The sequence below is a fragment of the Bacillus sp. FSL M8-0049 genome (assembly GCF_038593355.1).
Taxonomy (GTDB): Bacteria; Bacillota; Bacilli; order Bacillales; family Bacillaceae; genus Bacillus; species Bacillus safensis.
This window is the reverse complement of the sequence record NZ_CP151986.1, coordinates 2,945,163-2,966,411: the sequence shown is the minus strand read 5'-3', so window position 1 is coordinate 2,966,411 and position 21,249 is coordinate 2,945,163. Positions and strand designations below refer to the sequence as shown.

At 43.2% G+C, this 21,249-nt stretch carries 17 protein-coding genes; 16 read left to right on the top strand and 1 reads right to left on the bottom strand.

Annotated elements, in window-relative coordinates; genetic code table 11:
• Positions 1 to 52: 52 nt before the first annotated feature.
• From uxaC to pdxA, 15 genes are all read left to right on the top strand, one after another.
• Entirely contained in the window at positions 53 to 1,492 is a 1,440-nt protein-coding gene (gene uxaC / locus NSU13_RS15400) for a glucuronate isomerase (protein ID WP_034280893.1), read from the top strand.
• Between the two features lie 57 nt (positions 1,493 to 1,549).
• Positions 1,550 to 2,560, top strand: coding sequence for a LacI family DNA-binding transcriptional regulator (locus NSU13_RS15395; protein WP_342474547.1), 1,011 nt, complete (start codon positions 1,550 to 1,552; stop codon positions 2,558 to 2,560).
• A 58-nt stretch (positions 2,561 to 2,618) separates the two neighbouring features.
• A complete protein-coding gene (locus NSU13_RS15390; RefSeq protein WP_342489612.1) occupies positions 2,619 to 4,076 on the top strand; it encodes a tagaturonate reductase in 1,458 nt (485 codons plus the stop codon).
• Entirely contained in the window at positions 4,073 to 5,566 is a 1,494-nt protein-coding gene (locus tag NSU13_RS15385; protein ID WP_342489611.1) for an altronate dehydratase family protein, read from the top strand. The genes NSU13_RS15390 and NSU13_RS15385 overlap by 4 nt, the downstream gene beginning before the upstream one ends.
• Before the next feature lie 20 nt (positions 5,567 to 5,586).
• Positions 5,587 to 7,002 (top strand): glycoside hydrolase family 28 protein, encoded by a 1,416-nt coding sequence (locus tag NSU13_RS15380; RefSeq protein WP_061110077.1) that lies wholly within the window; start codon positions 5,587 to 5,589, stop codon positions 7,000 to 7,002.
• 147 nt (positions 7,003 to 7,149) lie between these two features.
• Entirely contained in the window at positions 7,150 to 8,100 is a 951-nt protein-coding gene (locus tag NSU13_RS15375) for an ABC transporter substrate-binding protein (protein WP_061110076.1), read from the top strand.
• Positions 8,066 to 9,124: an iron ABC transporter permease gene (locus NSU13_RS15370; protein ID WP_041115703.1), complete on the top strand. Its 1,059-nt coding sequence runs from the start codon at positions 8,066 to 8,068 to the stop codon at positions 9,122 to 9,124. Before NSU13_RS15375 ends, NSU13_RS15370 begins: the two co-directional genes overlap by 35 nt.
• Complete coding sequence (locus tag NSU13_RS15365; protein WP_254001442.1) at positions 9,121 to 10,407, top strand: heme ABC transporter ATP-binding protein; 1,287 nt, start codon at positions 9,121 to 9,123, stop codon at positions 10,405 to 10,407. The genes NSU13_RS15370 and NSU13_RS15365 overlap by 4 nt, the downstream gene beginning before the upstream one ends.
• Positions 10,408 to 10,587: 180 nt before the next feature.
• Positions 10,588 to 11,487, top strand: coding sequence for a 4-hydroxy-tetrahydrodipicolinate synthase (gene dapA, locus NSU13_RS15360; protein WP_342489610.1), 900 nt, complete (start codon positions 10,588 to 10,590; stop codon positions 11,485 to 11,487).
• A gap of 7 nt (positions 11,488 to 11,494) precedes the next feature.
• On the top strand, positions 11,495 to 12,667 hold the full coding sequence (locus NSU13_RS15355; protein ID WP_034280884.1) for an iron-containing alcohol dehydrogenase: 1,173 nt from the start codon (positions 11,495 to 11,497) through the stop codon (positions 12,665 to 12,667).
• Between the two features lie 63 nt (positions 12,668 to 12,730).
• Positions 12,731 to 14,137 carry a sodium:solute symporter family protein gene (locus NSU13_RS15350; RefSeq protein WP_034280883.1) on the top strand — a complete coding sequence of 469 codons (1,407 nt, stop codon included), beginning with the start codon at positions 12,731 to 12,733 and terminating at the stop codon, positions 14,135 to 14,137.
• Positions 14,134 to 15,309 (top strand): sialidase family protein, encoded by a 1,176-nt coding sequence (locus NSU13_RS15345; RefSeq protein ID WP_046313225.1) that lies wholly within the window; start codon positions 14,134 to 14,136, stop codon positions 15,307 to 15,309. The genes NSU13_RS15350 and NSU13_RS15345 overlap by 4 nt, the downstream gene beginning before the upstream one ends.
• Positions 15,310 to 15,456: 147 nt before the next feature.
• Complete coding sequence (locus NSU13_RS15340) at positions 15,457 to 17,238, top strand: PrpR N-terminal domain-containing protein (protein WP_342489609.1); 1,782 nt, start codon at positions 15,457 to 15,459, stop codon at positions 17,236 to 17,238.
• A 25-nt stretch (positions 17,239 to 17,263) separates the two neighbouring features.
• Positions 17,264 to 18,607, top strand: coding sequence for a four-carbon acid sugar kinase family protein (locus NSU13_RS15335; protein WP_342489608.1), 1,344 nt, complete (start codon positions 17,264 to 17,266; stop codon positions 18,605 to 18,607).
• A complete protein-coding gene (gene pdxA / locus NSU13_RS15330; protein WP_342489607.1) occupies positions 18,583 to 19,608 on the top strand; it encodes a 4-hydroxythreonine-4-phosphate dehydrogenase PdxA in 1,026 nt (341 codons plus the stop codon). The genes NSU13_RS15335 and pdxA overlap by 25 nt, the downstream gene beginning before the upstream one ends.
• A 16-nt stretch (positions 19,609 to 19,624) precedes the next feature.
• Here pdxA and NSU13_RS15325 read toward each other — a convergent pair whose 3' ends face one another.
• The gene (locus NSU13_RS15325) at positions 19,625 to 20,371 is read right to left on the bottom strand and encodes a 3-oxoacyl-ACP reductase family protein (protein WP_065215183.1); all 747 of its coding nucleotides are present in this window, start codon (positions 20,369 to 20,371) and stop codon (positions 19,625 to 19,627) included.
• Between the two features lie 186 nt (positions 20,372 to 20,557).
• On the opposite strand from NSU13_RS15325, the gene NSU13_RS15320 reads away from it, so the two are divergent.
• Positions 20,558 to 21,127, top strand: coding sequence for a cob(I)yrinic acid a,c-diamide adenosyltransferase (locus NSU13_RS15320; protein WP_342489606.1), 570 nt, complete (start codon positions 20,558 to 20,560; stop codon positions 21,125 to 21,127).
• Positions 21,128 to 21,249 lie beyond the last annotated feature (122 nt).

The following is a 21,249-nucleotide window of genomic DNA, read 5'->3' as shown; positions in this document are numbered from 1 at the left end:
ATTGTTAACGTGAACAAATTATTTTTATCTATAAGAGAAATGGGGGAGTTTGATGAAAGCCTTTTTAGATGAACAGTTTTTACTCAACAGTCAGACGGCGGAAAAGCTATACCATGAGTTTGCTAAGGACCTTCCAATTATAGATTACCATTGTCATTTAAGCCCCAAAGAAATCTATGAAAATAAAACCTTCCATAATATCACCGAAGCATGGCTTTACGGAGATCATTACAAATGGCGTGCCATGAGAGCAAATGGCATACCCGAATCGCACGTCACAGGGGATGCCTCAGACTATGAGAAATTTCTGGCGTGGGCGAAGACCGTTCCCATGACCATTGGAAACCCGCTCTATCACTGGACTCATTTAGAGCTGAGACGATATTTTGGAGTTGAAGAACTTTTAAACGAAAAAACCGCACACATCATCTGGCAAAAAGTAAATGAAAAGCTGCAAGGAGAGGGTTTTGGTGCAAGAGACTTCATTGTGAAATCGAACGTTGAAACAGTCGTGACAACAGATGATCCAGTCGACTCGCTTTGCTATCATCAAAAACTGCGGGAAGAAGGATTCACTGTGCAAGTACTGCCCGGATTTCGGCCTGATAAGGCACTTGATATAACGAATCACCTATTTACAGCGTATGTTCACGAACTGGCAGAGGCTTCATCTACTCCAATCCAATCCTACCAAGACTTTTTGAAAGCACTCCGTACAAGAATTGATTTTTTCCATGAACAGGGCTGCCTGATCTCAGATCATGCCATTAACGAAATGACGTTTGAAGAAACGACGGAAGAAGAAGTGGAAGCCATCTTTCATAAAAGAATGTCTGGGCATTCATTGACGGAAAAAGAGAAGATCAAATTTAAAACACAAACATTCATAAAGCTAGGTCAGGCTTACTATGAGCGGGGCTGGGCGATGCAGCTTCATATCAATGCGCTTAGGAACAACAATACGAAAATGTTTGAGCGGCTTGGGCCAGATACAGGGTATGATGCGATGAATGATGAAGACATTGCCAAGCCGCTTTGCAGAATATTGGACCGTTTAGAACAAGAACAGGCACTGCCAAAAACCATTCTTTATTCCTTGAATCCTAGGGATCATGTTGTGATTTCCACATTGGCTGGAAGCTTTCAAGACGGGACGACACCTGGGAAGATCCAGCACGGCACAGCTTGGTGGTTTAATGATACGAAACAAGGGATGACAGAACAGATGATGGCTCTATCCAGTATTGGGCTGATCAGCCGTTTCATTGGGATGCTGACAGATTCACGAAGCTTTTTGTCGTATACAAGGCATGAATATTTTCGAAGACTGCTTTGCGATATCATTGGAGATTGGGTAGAAAAAGGAGAAGCCCCTTATGATCTTGAGCTGTTAGGGGGAATCGTGAAAGGAATCAGCTATGAAAATGCCAGACAGTATTTCCAATTTGACCGGGCAAATCAGCTCAAGCACCACCCAAACAAAATGACATGAAGAAAATGAAAGCGGTTTTATGATAAGATGGTAAAAAATCATAAAAGGCGGAATAGCATGACAGTCACAATTAAAGACATAGCAAAATTGGCAAACGTCTCTCATACCACGGTATCAAGGGCTTTGAATAACAGTCCTTTTATTAAAGAGAAGACAAAACAAAAGATTTTGTCGATTGCAAAACAGCTGAATTATTCACCGAATGTCCATGCGAGAGGCCTAGTATCACAAAAATCATTTACAATTGGTCTGTTTTTTACGAGTTTAACAGAAGGCACATCTTCAAGCTTCTTTGTGGATGCGTTAAAAGGTGTCAACAGCGTCATGACAGAGTATTATAATCTCTTTGTAAGAGGAATTGACGACTTTCACGATTACACAACCATTCATAAACAACGCTACGATGGCATTTTGCTCATGAGTCAAAGCGAACACGATGAAGCATTTATCCATCATGTGAAGAAACAGGGCATTCCCATCATTGTGCTGAATCGCCGTGTAGAAAGTCATGAGGTCATGAATATATTAGCAGATGATAGTCAAGGAGCTTACCAGGCTGCACACCATTTCATTCAGCAAGGTCATGAACAAATCGCCATCATTGAAGGGAAAGAAGGCTTTAAATCAACTCAAGAAAGAAAAGCTGGTTTCCTGCAAGCATTAATTGATCACCAAATACCTATGAAGAAAGAATATATGATGAAAGGCGACTATCACATGAAAAGCGGCTATGAATCAATGGAATCGCTGCTGGCCCTTGATGATCCGCCAACAGCGCTCTTTTGCTCAAACGATGACATGGCGATTGGTGCAATGAATGCATTATTTGCAAAAGGCAAAACGTGTCCAGGTGATATTTCTATTATTGGTTTTGATGATATTGCCTTTTCATCCTATACCATACCTGCATTGACAACGGTGAAAAAACCGATTGAAAAAATGTGTGCACTTGGAGCAGAAGCTATCCTTTCAGTGATAAACGGTGAAGAGCAAGAAGAAGATCATATGGAAAAAGTGTATGTCCACACAGAGCTGATGATCAGAGATTCAGTCAAAAAGGTGCAGTAATCTGCACCTTCTTAGATAAATGTTCACGTGTGCATAATACTTGGAGAGGGGAATCCATTTGAAACGATTATCAAAAGCCATATACCCAGCACCTGAGTATCCGGAAACGATTTTGCAGATTGGTGAAGGAAATTTTATGCGAGGATTTATCAATTGGCACATCCAGAAGCTGAACGACTGCACAGATTTTAAAGGAAGAGCGGTTGTTGTTCCTCCTCGAAAAGGATCGGTAGCAGCCTTAAATGAACAAGATGGCCTGTATACATTATGTATTCAGGGATATCATGACCAGCAAGAAATGAATGAACGTATGATCATTCAATCGATTAGCAGAGGAATTAGTACGTATACGGATTACGAGGAATTTTTACACGTAGCGGAAAACCCGGATCTCCGCTTTGTTTTCTCAAACACGACAGAGGCAGGACTTGTGCTCAGAAAGGAGGATCGTTTGGAGGATCGGCCGCAAGCCAGTTTTCCAGGAAAGCTGACAGCGTTCTTGTATCACCGGTTTAAAGCATTTGCTGGAGATGAGCAGAAAGGACTGATCATTCTGCCTTGTGAATTGGTTGAACAAAATGGTGATCGATTGAAGGAATATGTGATCAGTATGGCAGCTGAGTGGGAACTGCCGCCTGCGTTTTTTACATGGATTAAGGAAGCCAACACGTTTTGTAATACGCTTGTGGACCGGATTGTCCCTGGATTCTCTAAGAAAGCGGCTGACATCGTACAAAAGGAAGAAGGGTATATCGACGAATTGCTTGTCACGGCAGAATATTATCATCTTTTTGTCATTGAAGCGCCCGCTTTTGTGAAAAAGGAGCTCCCCTTTCAAGAAGCAGGATTAAATGTACTTTTTGTAGAGGATATTGCGCCTTATCGTATGAGCAAGGTACGAATTTTAAATGGTGCACATACGGCGATGGTGCCGATTGCCTATTCATGCGGTTTAGAAACTGTAAAGGAAGCTGTGGATGATGAGCATGTTGGTCCGTTCATCCGGCGTATGCTGAAGGAGGAAGTATTGCCCGGGCTTGAACTCCCTGAAGATGAGCTTCTTCTTTATACACAATCCGTTTGGGATCGTTTTTGCAATCCATTTGTAAAGCATCAATTGCTGGATATTGCGCTGAATGGGGTATCCAAATTCCGAACCCGTAATCTTCCGTCATTGCTTGATTATGTCGAGCGAAAGAAACAGCTGCCAATGAAACTTGTGTTTTCACTTAGCAGTCTCATTTATTTCTACAGAGCACATGCAGGAAGGGTAAAGGATGATGAAACTGTGCTAACGCTCATGAAGGAAGCATGGGACGAGGAAAACCATTCTAATGAAGGAGTTGCAGCGAAAATTCTTTCATGCGAGTCATTATGGGGCAGAGATTTAACAGATATAAATGGATTGAGTCAAGCTGTAGCTGATCAGCTTACCCTCATACAGACGCATGGGATGAGAGCAGCTGTTCATCGAATGATGCTTCATCAATATGAAAGTAAGGGGGAGAAAGCATGAAAGACTTTATTGTCATTCACCCTTCAGATAATGTCGGTATTGCTTTAAAAGGACTTGAGCAAGGGGAGGAGCTGCAGCATCAAGGACATACGATTATCTTAAAAGAGACCGTCGCCAAAGGTCATAAGTTTGCATTGGCTGAAATCAAGCAAAGAGAGAATATTATCAAATATGGCTATCCTATTGGTCATGCAGTGACTGCCATTTCTGCTGGAGAATGGGTGCATACGCATAATATCAAAACCAATCTATCTGGCAAGCTGGAATACGAATACCAGCCTTCATTATCAGAAAACCCCTATGAAAAAACGAATCTTACATTTAAAGGGTATAAACGAAAAAATGGCGGAAGCGGAATCCGCAATGAGCTTTGGGTTGTTCCTACCGTTGGATGCGTGAATGGCATCGCCGATCAAATGATCCAAATATTCACCGCTGAAATGGGTGGAAACATCCATCCTTTTGAAACAGCCCTTGTATTAAAGCACAATTATGGCTGCTCACAGCTTGGGGACGATCATGAAAATACCAAAACCATTTTACAAAATGCGGTGAAGCACCCTAACGCTGGAGGAGTACTCGTTCTTGGACTTGGCTGTGAAAACAATGACATTGAGGATTTTCAGTCCACATTAGGTGAATATGACCGTACGAGAGTGAAATTTTTAAGAAGCCAAGAAGTAGGAGATGAGATTGAGACGGGAGTCGCTTTACTCAAGGAAATTTATGATGCGGCGAAAGAAGATCATCGTGAAGACATTCCGTTATCTGAGCTGAAAATTGGCTTGAAGTGCGGAGGATCAGATGGATTCTCTGGTATTACCGCAAATCCGCTTTTAGGCAGACTGTCCGATTTTCTTGTCGCGCAAGGCGGAACAACTGTGCTGACAGAAGTGCCCGAAATGTTTGGTGCTGAAACGATTTTAATGGAGAGAGCAGCATCAGAAGCGACTTTCGACAATATTGTGCAAATGATCAATGACTTTAAACAATACTTCATGGATCATCGACAGCCGGTATATGAAAATCCTTCCCCGGGAAATAAAGCAGGTGGAATTTCGACATTAGAGGATAAATCTCTTGGCTGTACACAAAAAGCAGGTACTTCTGATATTAAAGATGTATTGAAATATGGAGAGCTGCTGAAACAAAAGGGATTGAACCTATTAAGTGCACCTGGTAATGATTTGGTTGCTTCATCTGCACTTGCTGCTTCTGGCTGTCAAATGGTGCTTTTTACAACAGGCAGGGGGACACCCTTTGGTACGTTTGTGCCAACAATGAAAATCTCGACCAACACAGCCTTATATGAAACAAAAAAGCACTGGATTGACTTTAATGCCGGAGAACTGCTTGAAGATGTACCGGAAGATGTTGTATTAGAAAAATTCATTTCAACTGTCATTGATGTGGCGAGCGGGAAGCTGTTAAATCATGAAAAAAACAATTTTAGAGAGCTGGCTATTTTCAAAACAGGTGTCACACTTTAAGGCGACTGGGGGATGAGTACGTGTCTAAAAAACGGGATTTGATGTATATCGCAGCAGGAACGGTACTAACTGGAGTTGGAATTGCTCGTTTAGCAAAGCAAGGGAAGAAAGATAAAAAAGTAAACGGAATTGATCAAGTGCTAAAGCAGATAAAAGCACCGCAGTTCCCAGATCGTGAATTGAATGTGGTGCATTATGGAGCAGATGCGGAAGGGCAAGAGCTTTCTACAAATGCTATTCAGTCTGCCATTGATGATGCCCACCGGTTGAAAGGGGGACGGGTGCTGATCCCAGCAGGGACATTTATGACAGGTGCTTTAGAATTGAAAAGCAATGTAGAACTTCATCTGCATGAGAAAGCCTATGTGACATTCAGCCAAGACCCAAAGGATTACTTGCCTCTTGTACTGACAAGATATGAAGGGGTTGAACTTTATAATTATTCACCTCTCATTTATGCACACCATGCAGAAAACATCGCTATAACTGGAGCCGGAACCCTTGATGGCAGAGGGGATGAGCATCATTGGTGGCCTTGGAAGTATGGGACAAATGGCCAGCCCTCTCAGGATCGGGATCGCCAGCTTTTGTTTGAAATGGCGGAAAAGAGAATACCGGTAGAAGAAAGGGTATTTGGAGAAGGTCATTATTTAAGGTCGAGCTTTATTCAGCCATACCAATGTCAGCATGTGCTAATCGAAGGAGTGACAGTGAAGGATTCACCGATGTGGCAAATTCATCCTGTGTTAAGTGATAACGTCATCGTCCGCGGCGTTAAAATCATTGGGCATGGACCAAACACAGATGGTGTCAATCCGGAATCTTGCCGGAATGTGCTCATTGAAGATTGTTATTTTGATAACGGAGATGATTGTATTGCCATCAAATCGGGCAGAAACGAGGATGGACGGAGAATAGGGATTCCATCTGAAAACATTGTCATTCGTAGAAATGAGATGCGGGATGGACACGGCGGTGTGACGATCGGGAGCGAGATCTCTGGCGGGGTAAAGTATGTTTATGCAGAAAATAATGTCATGGACAGTCCGAACCTTGACCGGGCACTGCGTATTAAAACCAACTCTGTCAGAGGCGGCACCATTGAACATATTTATTTTAAAAACAATACAGTCAAAAGTCTAAAGCATGAAGTGGTCTGTATCGACATGATGTATGAGGAAGGAGATGCTGGTCCGCATCGTCCTGTTGTACGTCATATTGAAGTGGAAGGACTCAAAAGCAGCGGCGGACGATATGGTGTGAAAATAGCCGCATATGCACATTCTCCTGTGACTCACTTTAAAATGAAAGATTGTGTCATAGATGATGTGGCGTATCCATTATCTTTAGAGCATGCCGTTTCTCCTGCTTTTGAGAAAGTCGCCATCAATGGAGAACAAATCAATTCATTGAAGAGTGAAAAACAGTCTTTTTAGAGGCTGTTTTTTTGTTTTATGAACAGAAAAGACGCTTTTAGAAATCACATATACAACCTATCTGCACTGTAGTATAATATTCCCGAAATTAGAAAAGAATTGACGAAAGAGATTTCGTTAAGCAGTACATAAACCAGGGGGTTACTCATGAAAAAGTTAACAGCTATTTGGCTATCGTTATTGCTTGTGATGGGTGTTTTAGCAGGATGTGCAGGCGCTGAGACAGATCACAAAGCAAAAGGGTCACAAAATAAAGAAACGGCCACTGCGGCATTTCCCGTATTGATAAAAGATGCAGCTGGCAAAACAGTCGAAATCAAAGAACAGCCTAAACGAATTGTTTCGTTAATTCCAAGTAATACGGAGATTGCTTATGCACTCGGTCTTGGAGATAAAATGGTTGGACGATCAGACTTTGACAATTATCCAAAGGAAGTCGAAAAGGTAGAGAAGATTGGCGGACTTGAATTCAATGTCGAGAAGGTCATTTCCTTAAAGCCAGATCTTGTCTTAGCACATGCATCTCAGATGGGATCAAAAAATGGATTTAAACAGCTTGAAAATGCAGGGATCCAAGTGCTGACTGTAAATGATGCAACATCCTTTAAGGATGTGTACAAATCAATCAATATGATCGGTGAAGCAGCCGGCGTGAAAGAAGCATCAACAAAGCTTGTAGACGAAATGAAAACAAAGCTGAATGACATCAAGAAACAAGCAGAGGGGATTTCGAAAGACAAGCAAAAAACAGTCTTTGTCGAAGTATCAGGTGCACCTGAAATCTATACAACTGGTAAAAATACATTTATGGATGAAATGCTTTCTGTTATCCATGCCAAAAATGCTGCAGGTGATCAAACTGGCTGGGTGCAAATGACGGAAGAATCGATCATCAAGCGAAATCCTGATGTCATCGTTACAATTGATGGATCAGGCTTAGCTGATTTGAAAAAAAGAGACGGCTGGAATGCAATGAAAGCAGTGAAAGAAAAACAAGTCTTTCAATTGAATACGGATCTCGCATCAAGACCGGGACCGCGATTGGTTGAAGGAGTCGAGGCTCTTGCGAAAAACGTCTATCCTGACACGTTCAAATAAATTGATCATCGCATATACACTAAGTGTTTTACTTCTTGTGATGAGCATTGGAATGGGAATCTCCTTTGGAAGCTTAGGGATTCCCATTCCTTCTATTCTTCGTATATTTGTTCATGAACTATTCGGAGTGCAGTTTGGAACCATTGATTCCATCGATCGCAATATTATGATGAACATTCGGCTGCCAAGAGTCATATTAGCGGCATTAGTCGGAGCAGCACTTGCGTTATCTGGTGCAGCTTTTCAAGGTTTATTAAAAAATCCTCTCGCTGACCCTTATACGCTGGGGGTATCTCAAGGGGCATCAGTTGGAGCCGTAGCGACCCTGTTTTTCAGCTTGCAGCTCCCGCTTTTTGGCAGCTTCACACTGCCATTATTCAGTATGACAACAGCGCTTGTGACCCTCTGTCTCGTTCTCTTTTTTGCGCGTCTTGTTCATCGGGGGATGAGCATCTCTTCTTTGATTTTGACAGGAGTGATTTTCAGCTCTTTTTTGGGTGCGCTCATTTCATTGATGATTGCTTTAACAGGTGATGATCTAAAAGAGATCATTCATTGGCTGCTTGGCAGTGTGTCCATGAGGGGCTGGCGTTATATTGTGCTTTTTCTTCCTTTCTTTCTTATTGGGACCTTTGCGTTAATGTTGATGGGGCGGGATTTGAATGTGATGACGTATGGCGAGGAGAAGGCAAAGCTATTAGGTGTTCATGTGAAAAGGAGCAAATATATTGTGCTGCTGGCGGGCTCGATCCTGACCGGAAGTGCAGTAGCGGTATCAGGGACGATCGGTTTTGTAGGACTTGTGATTCCGCATTTTATCCGCCTCTTAACTATCACAGATCATCGGCATCTGCTGCCTTTATCTATGCTGAACGGTGCTTCCTTTCTTGTATTAGCAGATGTGTTATCCCGTACCATCATTGAGCCGACTGAATTACCGATTGGCATCATTACTGCGTTAATTGGTGCACCTGTATTTGGCATCATCCTCATTCGTAAATATAGAGGGGGGACGCACGTATGATTCAAGTGAAGGAAATCAGAGGTGGATATGGAGAGAAAGAGGTCATTCGAGGCATTAATCTTGAAGTAAAGCAAGGAGAATTTCTCGGTATACTCGGTCCAAACGGGAGCGGTAAGACGACCCTTCTTAAAATGATGGCAGGGATTTTAGCACCTAAGAGCGGAGAGGTGCGTCTCGGCGGTCACCTTATTCAATCCTATCAGCCAAAGGCGCTTGCGCAAAAGATGGCCGTTCTGCCGCAGAAAACGGACCAAGCTTTTTCATTTACGGTGGAAGAAACCGTCCAATTCGGTCGTTATCCATATCAAAAAGGGTGGCTGCAATCTGTCACGCGAGAAGATGTGCAGGTCGTCAGCAAAGTAATGGAACAAACGGGTGTTGCACAGTTTAAGAATCAATCCATCCATGAGTTAAGCGGAGGAGAACAGCAGCGTGTATATTTAGCACAGGCATTGGCGCAGCAGCCTGAATATTTATTGCTGGATGAACCAACGAGTTTCCTTGATTTAGCCTATCAAAAAGATTTGCTTGATTTAATTAAAGAAGAAACTGATTCCTCTAGGTTAACGGTCATTGGTGTATTCCATGATGTGAACATCGCTAGTTTATATTGTGATCGGCTGCTTCTGCTTCATGAAGGAAAGACAGACATGTTAGGACTGCCGCATCACGTCTTGACCACTGAACGAATCAACCGTGTGTATGAAACAAATGTGACACCGCTCCAGCATCCATTTAGGGCTAACCCCCAGCTGATGGTTGAGCCTGCAGCCCCTTCAAAAGCATCAATTGTAAACATAGCCGATGGCTGGAGGACTTATAGCTCAGAAGGAATGACGTTTTCCATTAATCAGCCTCTTCGCATCCTTTCCTCACATAAGAAAAACGGCGGGTTCTTTTGGAAAAGGTCTATTGGAACGGGAACGAAGACGCTTCATGAGCAGCTAGAGTCAGCTGAAGATTTGCTGTTTTTCGAGCAAGCTAACGGATTAGCACAATTTGCCGCAGAAGACGCCGAAGACGATATGATCCTTTACGGCATGCTTCAGCAAGAAGAGTTGGCCATTTGGCTTATCCTGAAACGATCTTTATCAGACGGAGCAGCTATTCAGCTCATGGGGCAGCTTATGCACATCATGAAGCAAGAAACAAGCATTCCAATCCATCATCTTTGTATTGCTACACCCAATACGCATGAAACGGAAGATGCTGACCTTTTACACGAAAGATTAGGACAAAAGGTGCATGGGCTTCTTCAAACGTTGAATGCCATTCAAAAGTGAACCAAAATGGTTCGCTTTTTTTGTTGAAAACATCAACAGCTGCATAAAAAATGAACTTAATATAGCGAAAAATCAAAAAAGTGTTGCTAATTAAATCAAAATCCTTTTATAATAAAAAATATGAAAGCGCTTAAAATATGACATGTTTAAAAATGCAACACATAAGAAAGGGAGGATTATTTGGACATTCAAGGGATTATACCAGCTATTTTGACACCGCTTACTGAGGAAGAACATTTTCATCCCGAAGTGGCAACGCAATTAGTGAATCGTTTGATCGAGTCAGGTGTACACGGCATCTTTGCTTTAGGCACAAATGGAGAGTTTCATTTGTTTTCAGAGGAAGAAAAGCTTCAAATTGCTGAAACTGTCGTGAAGGCTGTTGGCAGACGAGTGCCGGTATTCATTGGAGCAGGTGAAAATAGTACGGAGGCAACCATCAGGCTGTCAAACAAACTGGCAGATCGAGGGGTAGATGTTCTGTCTATCATTACACCTTACTTTGTTGCACCAACCCAAGAAGAGCTGTATGAGCACTTTCGTCACATATCTGAGAATGTGAATATTCCGATTCTGCTTTATAACATTCCATCTAGAACAGGAGTATCTCTAGCACCAGAGACGGTTGCTCGGCTCAGTGCACTGCCGAATGTGCTAGGCATTAAAGATAGCAGTGGAAACATTGAAAATATCAAGGCATATCTGGATGTCACAAAAGATGAAGATTTTGTTGTCCTTGCAGGTACGGACTCACTCATTTTGGATACCTTGAAACTCGGCGGAGCAGGGGCGGTCGCAGCAACTGCAAATGTACTTCCTGAAACTGTCGTTGGACTCTATGAATCTTTTCGAAAAGGGAAGCTTGACGAAAGTGAGCACTTCCAGAAGCAGCTGCAGCCATTAAGAGCAACATTCGGTTTAGGGACATTACCAGCGCCTTTGAAAAAGGCAGCAGAGCTTTATGGAATTCCGGTTGGCCCGCCCAAAAGCCCTGTAAAAGAGCTGTCAGGTGAGGCATTGGAAGCTGTGGCAAAAATGGTTGAAGACTATCGCAAACAAGGAAAAGCGGCAAAGGAGTAGTGAAGAGATGACGATCACGCATTATCACTTTCAGACGGCATCACACATTGTATCTGGCGCAGGTTCTTTAGACCTTCTTGGGGAGAAATTAGATAGTTTAGGGCTTAGCAGACTCACATCCATTTTTATATTAACGCAGCCATCTATCGTATCACTTGGTTATGCAGATCACATCAAAAGAGAACTTGCGAAAAAGGGGATAGCAAGTGAGATAAGTACAGAAATCAAACCTGAACCAACAGAAGAAAATATCGAGGACGTATTCCACACCTTTTTAAGAGGAGCGCATGACGCCATTATTGGAATTGGTGGCGGGAGTGTCCTTGATGCTGCAAAAATTTTAGCTGTTCTTAAGACAAACGATCAGCCGATTTCTGCTCTCGTTGGCACAAATCTTGTGGAAAAAAGGGGAGTGCCAACGATTCTCATTCCGACAACCTCTGGTACGGGATCTGAGGTGACACCAAATGCAATTGTGACTTTTCCAGAAAAGGAATTGAAAATTGGAATGGTTAGTCCGCATCTTTTGCCAGACCTTGTCATCTTAGATCCAGCACTTACTCTCAACTTGCCGAAATCTATTACCGCAGCTACAGGTATGGATGCTTTTACGCATGCGCTTGAATCTTATATTTCAAATAAAGCCAATCCATTCAGTGATATGTTTGCACTGGAATCGATGCGGCTGATTTCAGGAAGTATTCAGGAGGCATATCATCACGGGGAGAACATGAAGGCAAGAGAAAATATGCTTGTTGGTGCAATGTATGGAGGAATGGCGCTTACAAGTGCCGGAACTGCTGCTGTTCACGCTATGGCTTATCCATTAGGGGGGAAATACAAGATTTCTCATGGTGTTGCTAATTCGATGCTGCTTCCGCATGTCACTGCTTTTAATGCAGATCATATCATTGATCGGCTTGAACATGTGGCAAGAGCAATAGGACTAGCGGGAGCTCACACAAAGCAGGAGCTTGCAGAGCGTGTGATTCATCAAATTGAAGATTGGACAGCGGATTTACACATTCCACAGCAGCTCAAAGCTTTTGGCGTGTCCAAGGAGGATGTACCGGCACTTGCTCAAGCAGCTTCAGAGGTGAAGAGATTAATGGACAACAATCCAAAGCCAATGTCTGTTTCTGATATTGAACAGGTATACATGAAACTGCTCGACGCTTAACGCTTCATTGGGATGGGAATGAGAAGTTGCTTCACACGGCTTGCACACAAAGGGGGATTTTAAATGAATGTCTTAAGCAGTTCTGTCATCACATTTATTTTGATCGTCATTATTCTCTATATACTATTTACGACTTGGCTGACGATGCGTTTCCGCAGTAAATCCAATTCAGAATTTAACAATGCTGCTAAGTCACTTCCAGCCATTGTAGTCGGTATTTTGCTCATGAGTGAATTCATTGGAACGAAATCCACTGTTGGAACTGCAGAATCTGCCTTTACGCATGGGCTTTCTGCTTCATGGTCTATTGTGACTGTCGCTATCGCCTTTTTTATCTTTTCCTTTTTTTTAGTAGGCAAGTTTTATCGAACAGGACAGTACACCATTTCAGGTATTATCGATCAGAAGTTTGGAAAATCAACGAAGCTAGTTGTTTCTGTTATTATGATTGCTGCATTACTGCTTGTGAATCTAGGAAACTATTTAAGTGGGTCAGCTGCTATTGCATCCATTTTGGGGCTTCCTTTAATGACCTGTGCGATCATTACGGCCGTTGTGAGTACATTTTATTTTACATTTGGAGGAATGAAAGGGGTTGCATGGGTCACGATCCTTCATTCGATCGTGAAGTATGCGGGGATTTTAATTACACTAGGGGTAGCTCTTTACTTAACAAAAGGCTTTGAACCAATGAAACAAACGATGCCTGATCATTTCTTTACATGGGACGGGACAATTGGATGGGGGACGATAGGAGCTTGGTTTATAGGAAACATGGGTGCCATCTTTGCTACGCAGTTTATCATTCAAGCAATCACTTCGTCGAAAAGTGAGCGTGAGGCAAAGAAATCAACACTTTATGCGGCTCTGCTTTGTTTGCCGCTCGCCATTGCAATCGGTGTGATCGGCGTAGCTGCACATTATTTGTATCCAGACATTGATCCTATTTATGCCTTCCCTGTCTTTTTACAGCATATGAATCCAATTTTGAGTGCCATTGTGGCAACATCGCTTGTGGCATCCATCTTTGTCGGTGTGTCGACGGTTGCGCTTGCGACAACAACCTTAATTATGGATGATTTTTATGTACCGAAAATGAAACCAACACCGGAGCAGAGAATGAAAGTCACGAGGTATGTGGCTGTACTCGTTGGAATTGTGCCTCTTGTAGGAGTAGCACTTGCGCCGGAGCTGCTGTCCCTTTCCTTTTTTACAAGGGCGCTTCGAACATCGATCGCTGTTGTAGCAGCAATGGGCTTTTACTTGCCGTACTTTAATTCAAATAGAGGGGCGACCATTGGCCTTGCTGCTTCAGGTGTTACCACGACGGTTTGGTATTTACTCGATAATCCATTCGGAATCGATAATATGTATATTGCCATTATCATTCCTTTCCTTGTGCTGGTAATCGACCGACTTTTCAGTCCGCCTGCTAAAAAGGATCAACCATTGAAAGGAGAATTGTCATGAAAAATGAAGAGACTGTGATAAAAATAGATGGAATTTTGCGACAAAATGAACAAGATACAGAGAGAAAAGAAGCCTTTCTGCCAACAGACTGCGTGCAGAATCATGCGGCCAATCTACTTGAGCTGGATAATGGAGATGTATTATGTGTTTGGTTTGGCGGAACGCAGGAGGGAATACCTGATATCTCAATCTATATGTCGAGACTCAAACGGGGAAGTAACCAGTGGACAGAGGCAGTGAAGTTATCTAACGATCCTGCACGCTCTGAACAAAATCCAGTTCTGTTTCAAGAGGAAAATGGCAGGCTATGGCTGCTGTATACCGCACAGCTATCTGGGAATCAAGATACGGCCATCGTGAGATACCGGCTATCAGAGGATAGAGGTGAGACATGGGGTGAGATTGATACTTTGTTTGAACAGCCGGGTACGTTTATACGTCAGCCGATTGTTGTACTGGATAATCAAGATTGGCTGCTGCCGGTCTTCTATTGTAAGACCATTCCAGGCGTCAAATGGACGGGGAACCGGGATGTCAGTGCTGTGAAGATTTCATCCGACCAAGGAAAGACATGGGATGAGGTCATTGTACCAAACAGCACGGGCTGTGTTCATATGAATATTGGAAAGTGTGCAGACGGCTCCCTCATAGCCCTCTTTAGAAGCCGGTTTGCTGATTCGATTTATATCAGCCGTTCCGTCGATCATGGGCGGACATGGTCTGAGCCAAAGGCGACGGAGCTGCCCAATAATAATTCATCCATTCAATTTACCGTGCTCCAAAATGGGCATCTTGCCCTCGTCTATAATCATATCAATGCGGATGAGCAAACAGAACGAAGAGCTTCTTTATATGATGAAATTGAGGATGAAGGCGATACGCGCACAGCGGTTGATACAGAAGCACGTCCAGCCTTTTGGGGAACACCGCGTGCACCGATGACTTTGGCGCTCTCTGAGGATAATGGTGATACATGGCCTATCAGACGTAACCTTGAAGTGGGTGATGGATATGCGATGACAAACAATTCAAAGGATAAACTAAATCGAGAGTATTCTTATCCATCCATCACGGAAGGAAAAGACGGGAAGCTGCATATTGCGTTTACGTATTATCGGCAGGCGATCAAATATGTGTGTGTGACAGAAGAATGGGTCAATCGCACTTCTTAACTGCAAGAGGGCCCTGCTTCTGGTGAATTGTAACCCTCATTTGCTTCATTTATAATTGATGTTTGGAGGGTTGTCCCCATTTTCTATCGGCTGGACTCCCTCAAGCTATGTCTCGTGATGAAGAGATAAAAAATGGGGGTCCTTTTCATGAATATCAAAGTGTTAGGTGTTGCGCCGTATAAAGGGTTGGGCGATGTGTTAATCGACCTTGCCAAAGAAGAAGAAAATATGACATTCCAGCTTGTAGTCGGAGATCTCCGGTCTGGTGTTGCTCTTGCAGAACAAGCAGAAGCTCAAGGAATGGATATCATTATGAGCCGGGGCGGAACAGCTGCGCTCATTCAAAAACATGTGAACATCCCAGTAGTTGATATCCCTGTGTCAGGGTATGACTTGCTTCGTGCCTTAACACTGATAAAAGATTATCAAGGTAAAAAAGCGGTCGTGGGTTTTGAAAATATTACACAAGGTGTACGCACCATTGGGGAATTATACGGGATTAAAATTGATATTTACACAGTGCAGCAAGAGGAAGAGGTATGGGATCTCTTAAAACAATTACAAGAACAAGGGACTCAGGTCGTGCTTGGAGATGTCATTACTGATAAAGCGGCTAAAGAGCTGGGAATGCAGAGTATGCTCATTACATCAGGTCGTGAATCGGTCAAAGAAGCATTTCATCAAGCAAAACAAATGTATCGTTTATATAAAGAAGCGACAGTTGAACAGCGTCTCTTTCGTGAAATGATTGATCAAGAGCCGAAAGGGATGCTCATCATTGATCCGCACAACCAGCTACATTTTATGAATCAACAAATGAAACAATGGACAGAAAAAGGATTATTTGCACCGTCTACTTCTCATGCTGATGTGATTGCGTGGTGTCCAGCACTTGAACCGGCACTAAAGGCGATTCGAGAAGGGAAACAAAATGGCTATTCTCAAATATCCCATCAGCAGCAAGTGTGGCATGTCAAAGGAAGCATGCTATCGAAAGGCGAGTTGCTTGTCACGATTGAAAAGCCTTCGGCTGTGATGAATCAAGAAGGTCATCGTATTTGGACGCTTGCGTCGCCTATTCATTCAGAACATCCATTTGCTCTTTTTACAGAACAAAGCCCAAAAATGAAAGATGTGATCAATAGGGCAAAAGCGTTTAGTCAAACGGAGCGCTCGATTTGCCTTTATGGTGAACAAGGAACGGGTAAATCATGCCTTGCATTTGCTATCCATCAAATGAGCGAGAGGAAAAATGAGAGCTTTACGACAGTACATTGCAGACGTTTGACAGAACCGGAAGACATAAAATCAATCCCTCTGCATCAAAAAGGGACGATGTTTCTAAAGGATATTGAGAGCGTTCCAATGGATATACAGCAGCTCATTGCCGAGCAGCTGCATTATCATCAGAATATTCGCTGGATGGCTGCGTCTCAAGTGGATTTGTTCAAATTGATGCAATCTGGAGCGTTTAGTGAGGAATTATATACAGGCTTACAGGAGCTCACAATTCATGTCCCTCCGTTGTCTGAACGGCCGGAAGATATTGAGGACATGAGCAGGTTATTTATTGCGGAACTGAATTCTCTTTACGGGACGCAGGTGGTTGGGCTGTCAGCAGATGTGATTGAAGCCTTTCAACACCAGAAATTCAGAGAAAATGTCAGGCAGTTCAAGCGGATCATTGAGGAACTGGTACTGACAACAAAAAGTGGATATATCACGTTGAATAGGGCAAAGGCAGCAATTGATCAGCTTGCCTTTGAAAATGAAGAAAAACAGCTGTCCAGCTATTTGAATGGAACGCTTGATGAGATTGAAAGACGGATTATCAAAACGGTGCTGGAAGAAGAAAATATGAATCAATCAAAGGCGGCAAAGCGGTTGAATATCAACCGTACGACGCTATGGAGAAAGCTAAAGGAATAATATGTAATGAGGCCGAGGTGTCTAAATGACAAACGATCTATTAAAAAAAGGAGCGAAATTAGAGCAAAAGGTAATCATTGTGGCGGATGATTTGACAGGTGCCAACGATACAGGTGTTCAATTTGTCAAAGCTGGCTTAACAGCCTCTGTCCTGTTTCAGCCGTCATTTGAAGGCATTGACAGGTATAAAGAGGATGTGCTGATTGTGGATACCGATTCACGAAGTATGTCTTCAGAGAACGCCTACCATGAGGTCAGCCAAATGGTGCAGCCATTTCTCCAAGATGAATCGCACCTTTTCTTTAAAAAAATAGATTCAACGTTAAGAGGCAATATAGGAAATGAACTGCAAGCACTAATGGATATTGGCCCATTTGATGCGGCGGTTATCGCTCCTGCCTACCCAGATGCACAAAGAGCAACCAATAATGGCATACATTATGTGGAAGGAGTGCCTGTTCATCTGTCAGAGGCAGCAAAGGATCCGAAAACTCCAGTTTTGACATCCAGCATATCAGATTTAATTGAGGAGCAGACGAACGTCAGACCAAAAAACCTTTCTCAACAGACAATCGGCGAAGAGCTAAAAGTAACGAGTGATGAGGTATCATCCTTATTGAAGCATGGTCATCAATGGTTTGTGTGTGATGCAGAAACAAGTGATGATTTAGGGCGGATTGTGGAAGTGTTTATGAAGATGGATAAAAGAATACTATGGGTCGGTTCAGCGGGACTAGCTGGTGCATTATCGGCATATGTCGCTAAACATAGAAATACTTCTCGCCTTAAAAAACAGAGACCTGTCCTCATCGTATCTGGAAGTGCCTCTCAAAAAACAAATGAGCAGTTTGCTTATTTAAGAGAAACTCACGATTGTTTTGAGATAAAAGTGAACCCGCTGAATGTATTAAACGGCCGTGAAGCATGGGAACGAAAATCAGTTCTCGATCAATTGCGTAAGCGTCAGAACGAAGATATTCTCCTTTACACAGATGCACGGCCAGAGATGGTTGAAAAGATGCTGATTTACGGAGAAAAGAAAGGGCTGTCAAGACAAGAGGTTGGAAGTGCTTTGTCCGTCTTTCTTGGAATGATCACAAAAGACATTGTCACATTATCAGGAATGAGACGACTTTTCCTAACTGGCGGAGATACAGCGCGGGCGATTTGCCAGGAGCTTGGAGCAGGAGGTATTCGGCTGCTGAAAGAAATTGAACCTGGCATCCCGCTCGGCCAGCTCGTTGATACGAATTTATATGCGGTTACGAAAGCAGGAGCTTACGGTCAAAAAAATTCAGTACTCCACGCGGTAGAAGTGCTGAAAAAGATAGAGGGGGAAGTCGAATGTCAAAACCAATCATTGCTGTAACGATGGGAGATGCGGCTGGTGTTGGTCCTGAAATTATTTTAAAAGCTTTTCAGCAAACGCGTTTACATGAAGAAGCCGTTCTATTTGTGATCGGAGACACCAGTATATTAAATAGGGCGAAAGACTTTGTGAATACAGATGTGGAGATTGTAAGTATCATAGAACCTGAGGAAGCGGAGCAGGTGAAAGCCGGAGCTGTTCCCTGCTTAGACCTTAAGCTCTTAACGAACGAGATGCCGATTGGGGACATATCAAAAGAAGCAGGAAATGCTGCTTTCCGATATCTTGAAAAAGCCATTAGTCTTGCAAATGACCGTAGAATTGACGGCATTTGCACAGCGCCGCTAAACAAAGAGGCACTTCATAAGGCAGGTCATATGTATCCAGGACATACAGAAATTTTAGCTGACCTGACGGGTACAGAAGATTATGCGATGATGCTGGCGGCCCCTAACTTAAAGGTAGTTCATGTCACCACACATATTGGATTAATGGATGCCATTTTAAAAATTAATCCTGAGCGTGTATACACGACGATTAAGCTGGCACATGATACACTCGTCCGTTCTGGAATCTCTGCCCCTAAAATTGCTGTATGCGGGATTAACCCGCACGCTGGGGAGAATGGGTTGTTTGGGAACGGAGAAGAAGAGGAGAAGATCATCCCAGCGGTTGAACTAGCGCAGGAAGAAGGGATTCAAGTATTTGGGCCGCTGCCTGCTGATACCTTGTTCTTTAGGGCAGTAAGAGGTGACTTTGATATCGTTGTGGCGATGTATCATGATCAAGGGCACGGACCGATTAAGGTGCTTGGCTTAGAGTCGGGTGTAAACATTACAGTTGGGCTGCCGATTATCCGTACAAGTGTCGATCATGGGACAGCATTTGATATCGCAGGAACAGGAAAAGCCGATTCTGCGAGCATGGAAGAAGCTATTAGACAGGCCATCATGCTTTCTGGTACGAGAGAAAATCAATATGAAAAGAAAAAGAGCCTTTAAGAGAGGCTCTTTTTTTCTAGTTCATATACGTTCCGCCATTCATATTGATGGTTTCTCCTGTGATAAAATCCGACTGGTCAGAAGCTAAAAATGTCACAACATTTGCGACTTGTTCTGGTGTTCCAATCGTTTTCAAAGGAATTCTATCTAAAACCGATCGCCGGTATTCATCGCTCCACTGTTTGCTCATGTCTGTTTCAATTGGACCAGGGCAGACAGCATTCACATGAATGTGGTGCTCTGCTAATTCTTTGGCAAGATGCATGGTTAAATAATTGATTCCTGCCTTTGATGCACCGTATGCAGGTGATGCATTGTGATGAGGGGTTTTGCCAGTTGTAGAACTCATATTGATAATCTTTCCGCTTTGTTGTTTGATCATGTCAGGAATGACCGCTTGGCACATGAGGAACGTGCCGGTCAAATTAATATCAATTAATCGTTTCCACTCATCAAGGGATGTCTCGACTGTTGATTTTCGTAAATTGATACCAGCATTGTTGACGAGCAAATCAATCTGTCCAAAATGTGTTTTTGCTTGCTCCACGAGTGAAAATGCTGTCTCTGGTAAACTAGCATCACCTGCAACATAAACGGCTCGTTTCTCTTTTTTATTCAGTAAGGAGCAAACCTCTTGAAGCAGCATGTCGTTTGTTCCATTGAGAACGACGTGCGCTCCTTCGCAGGCAAGTGCCTCCGCAATGGCGCGGCCAATCCCTCTGCTTGCACCTGTAATGATCGCTACTTTATTTTGTAAACTCACGTACATCCCACCCATCTCTCATTTTAAAAAGCGCTTTCATTCATTATAAAACGGTATGTTTCATCATTCAACATATATAAGGGGATTAGGGGATTTTCAGTTAAGGTGTTTCATAATTAAACAAATACTTCCTTTCAACTTCAGGTTATACTAAAAGGACAAAGCAGTAGAAAAGGGGGCAAACCGTTGAAACTTTATACGAAAACCGGGGATCAGGGTCAAACAGGCTTGATCGGCGGAAGAGCTGATAAAGATGATGTGAGAGTAGAGGCGTATGGAACGCTAGATGAGGCGAATAGCTTTATTGGACTCGCGCATGCAAAATTACGGCAGCATGGCGAATTGTTTCAGGATCTTTTGTCAGAGCTGATTGTTATTCAGCATGAGCTGTTTGACTGCGGCGGTGATTTGGCAGCAGTCAAACCACGTAAAGAAGGCAAATTAACAGAAGCCTCTGTGACAGCCCTTGAGAAAAGGATGGATGTCTATGTAGAAGAGGCCGCGCCGCTCACCAAGTTTATTTTACCGGGTGGTCAGGAAGGCGCTGCTCTCTTACATGTGGCGCGGACAGTCGTCAGAAGAGCCGAGAGGCATATTGTGACGCTTGCAAAACAGGAGGAGATTCCAGCCGCTGCGCTCTCATACGTAAACCGTCTATCCGATTATTTATTTGCAGCCGCTCGAATCGTGAATCATCGGCTTGGTGAAGCTGATGTTGAATATGAACGAAGTGCCGACGTGTTTCGTTCTAAATAAGGAAAGCACTCTTCAAATAGAAGAGTGCCCAGCGTGTAGACAAACCCTCGCATTCTTTGTCAGGTCTGCGCTTCGGTGCTCACGAATGTTCAATTCGCTCCGCTCCGGTACTCGTCCTTCCT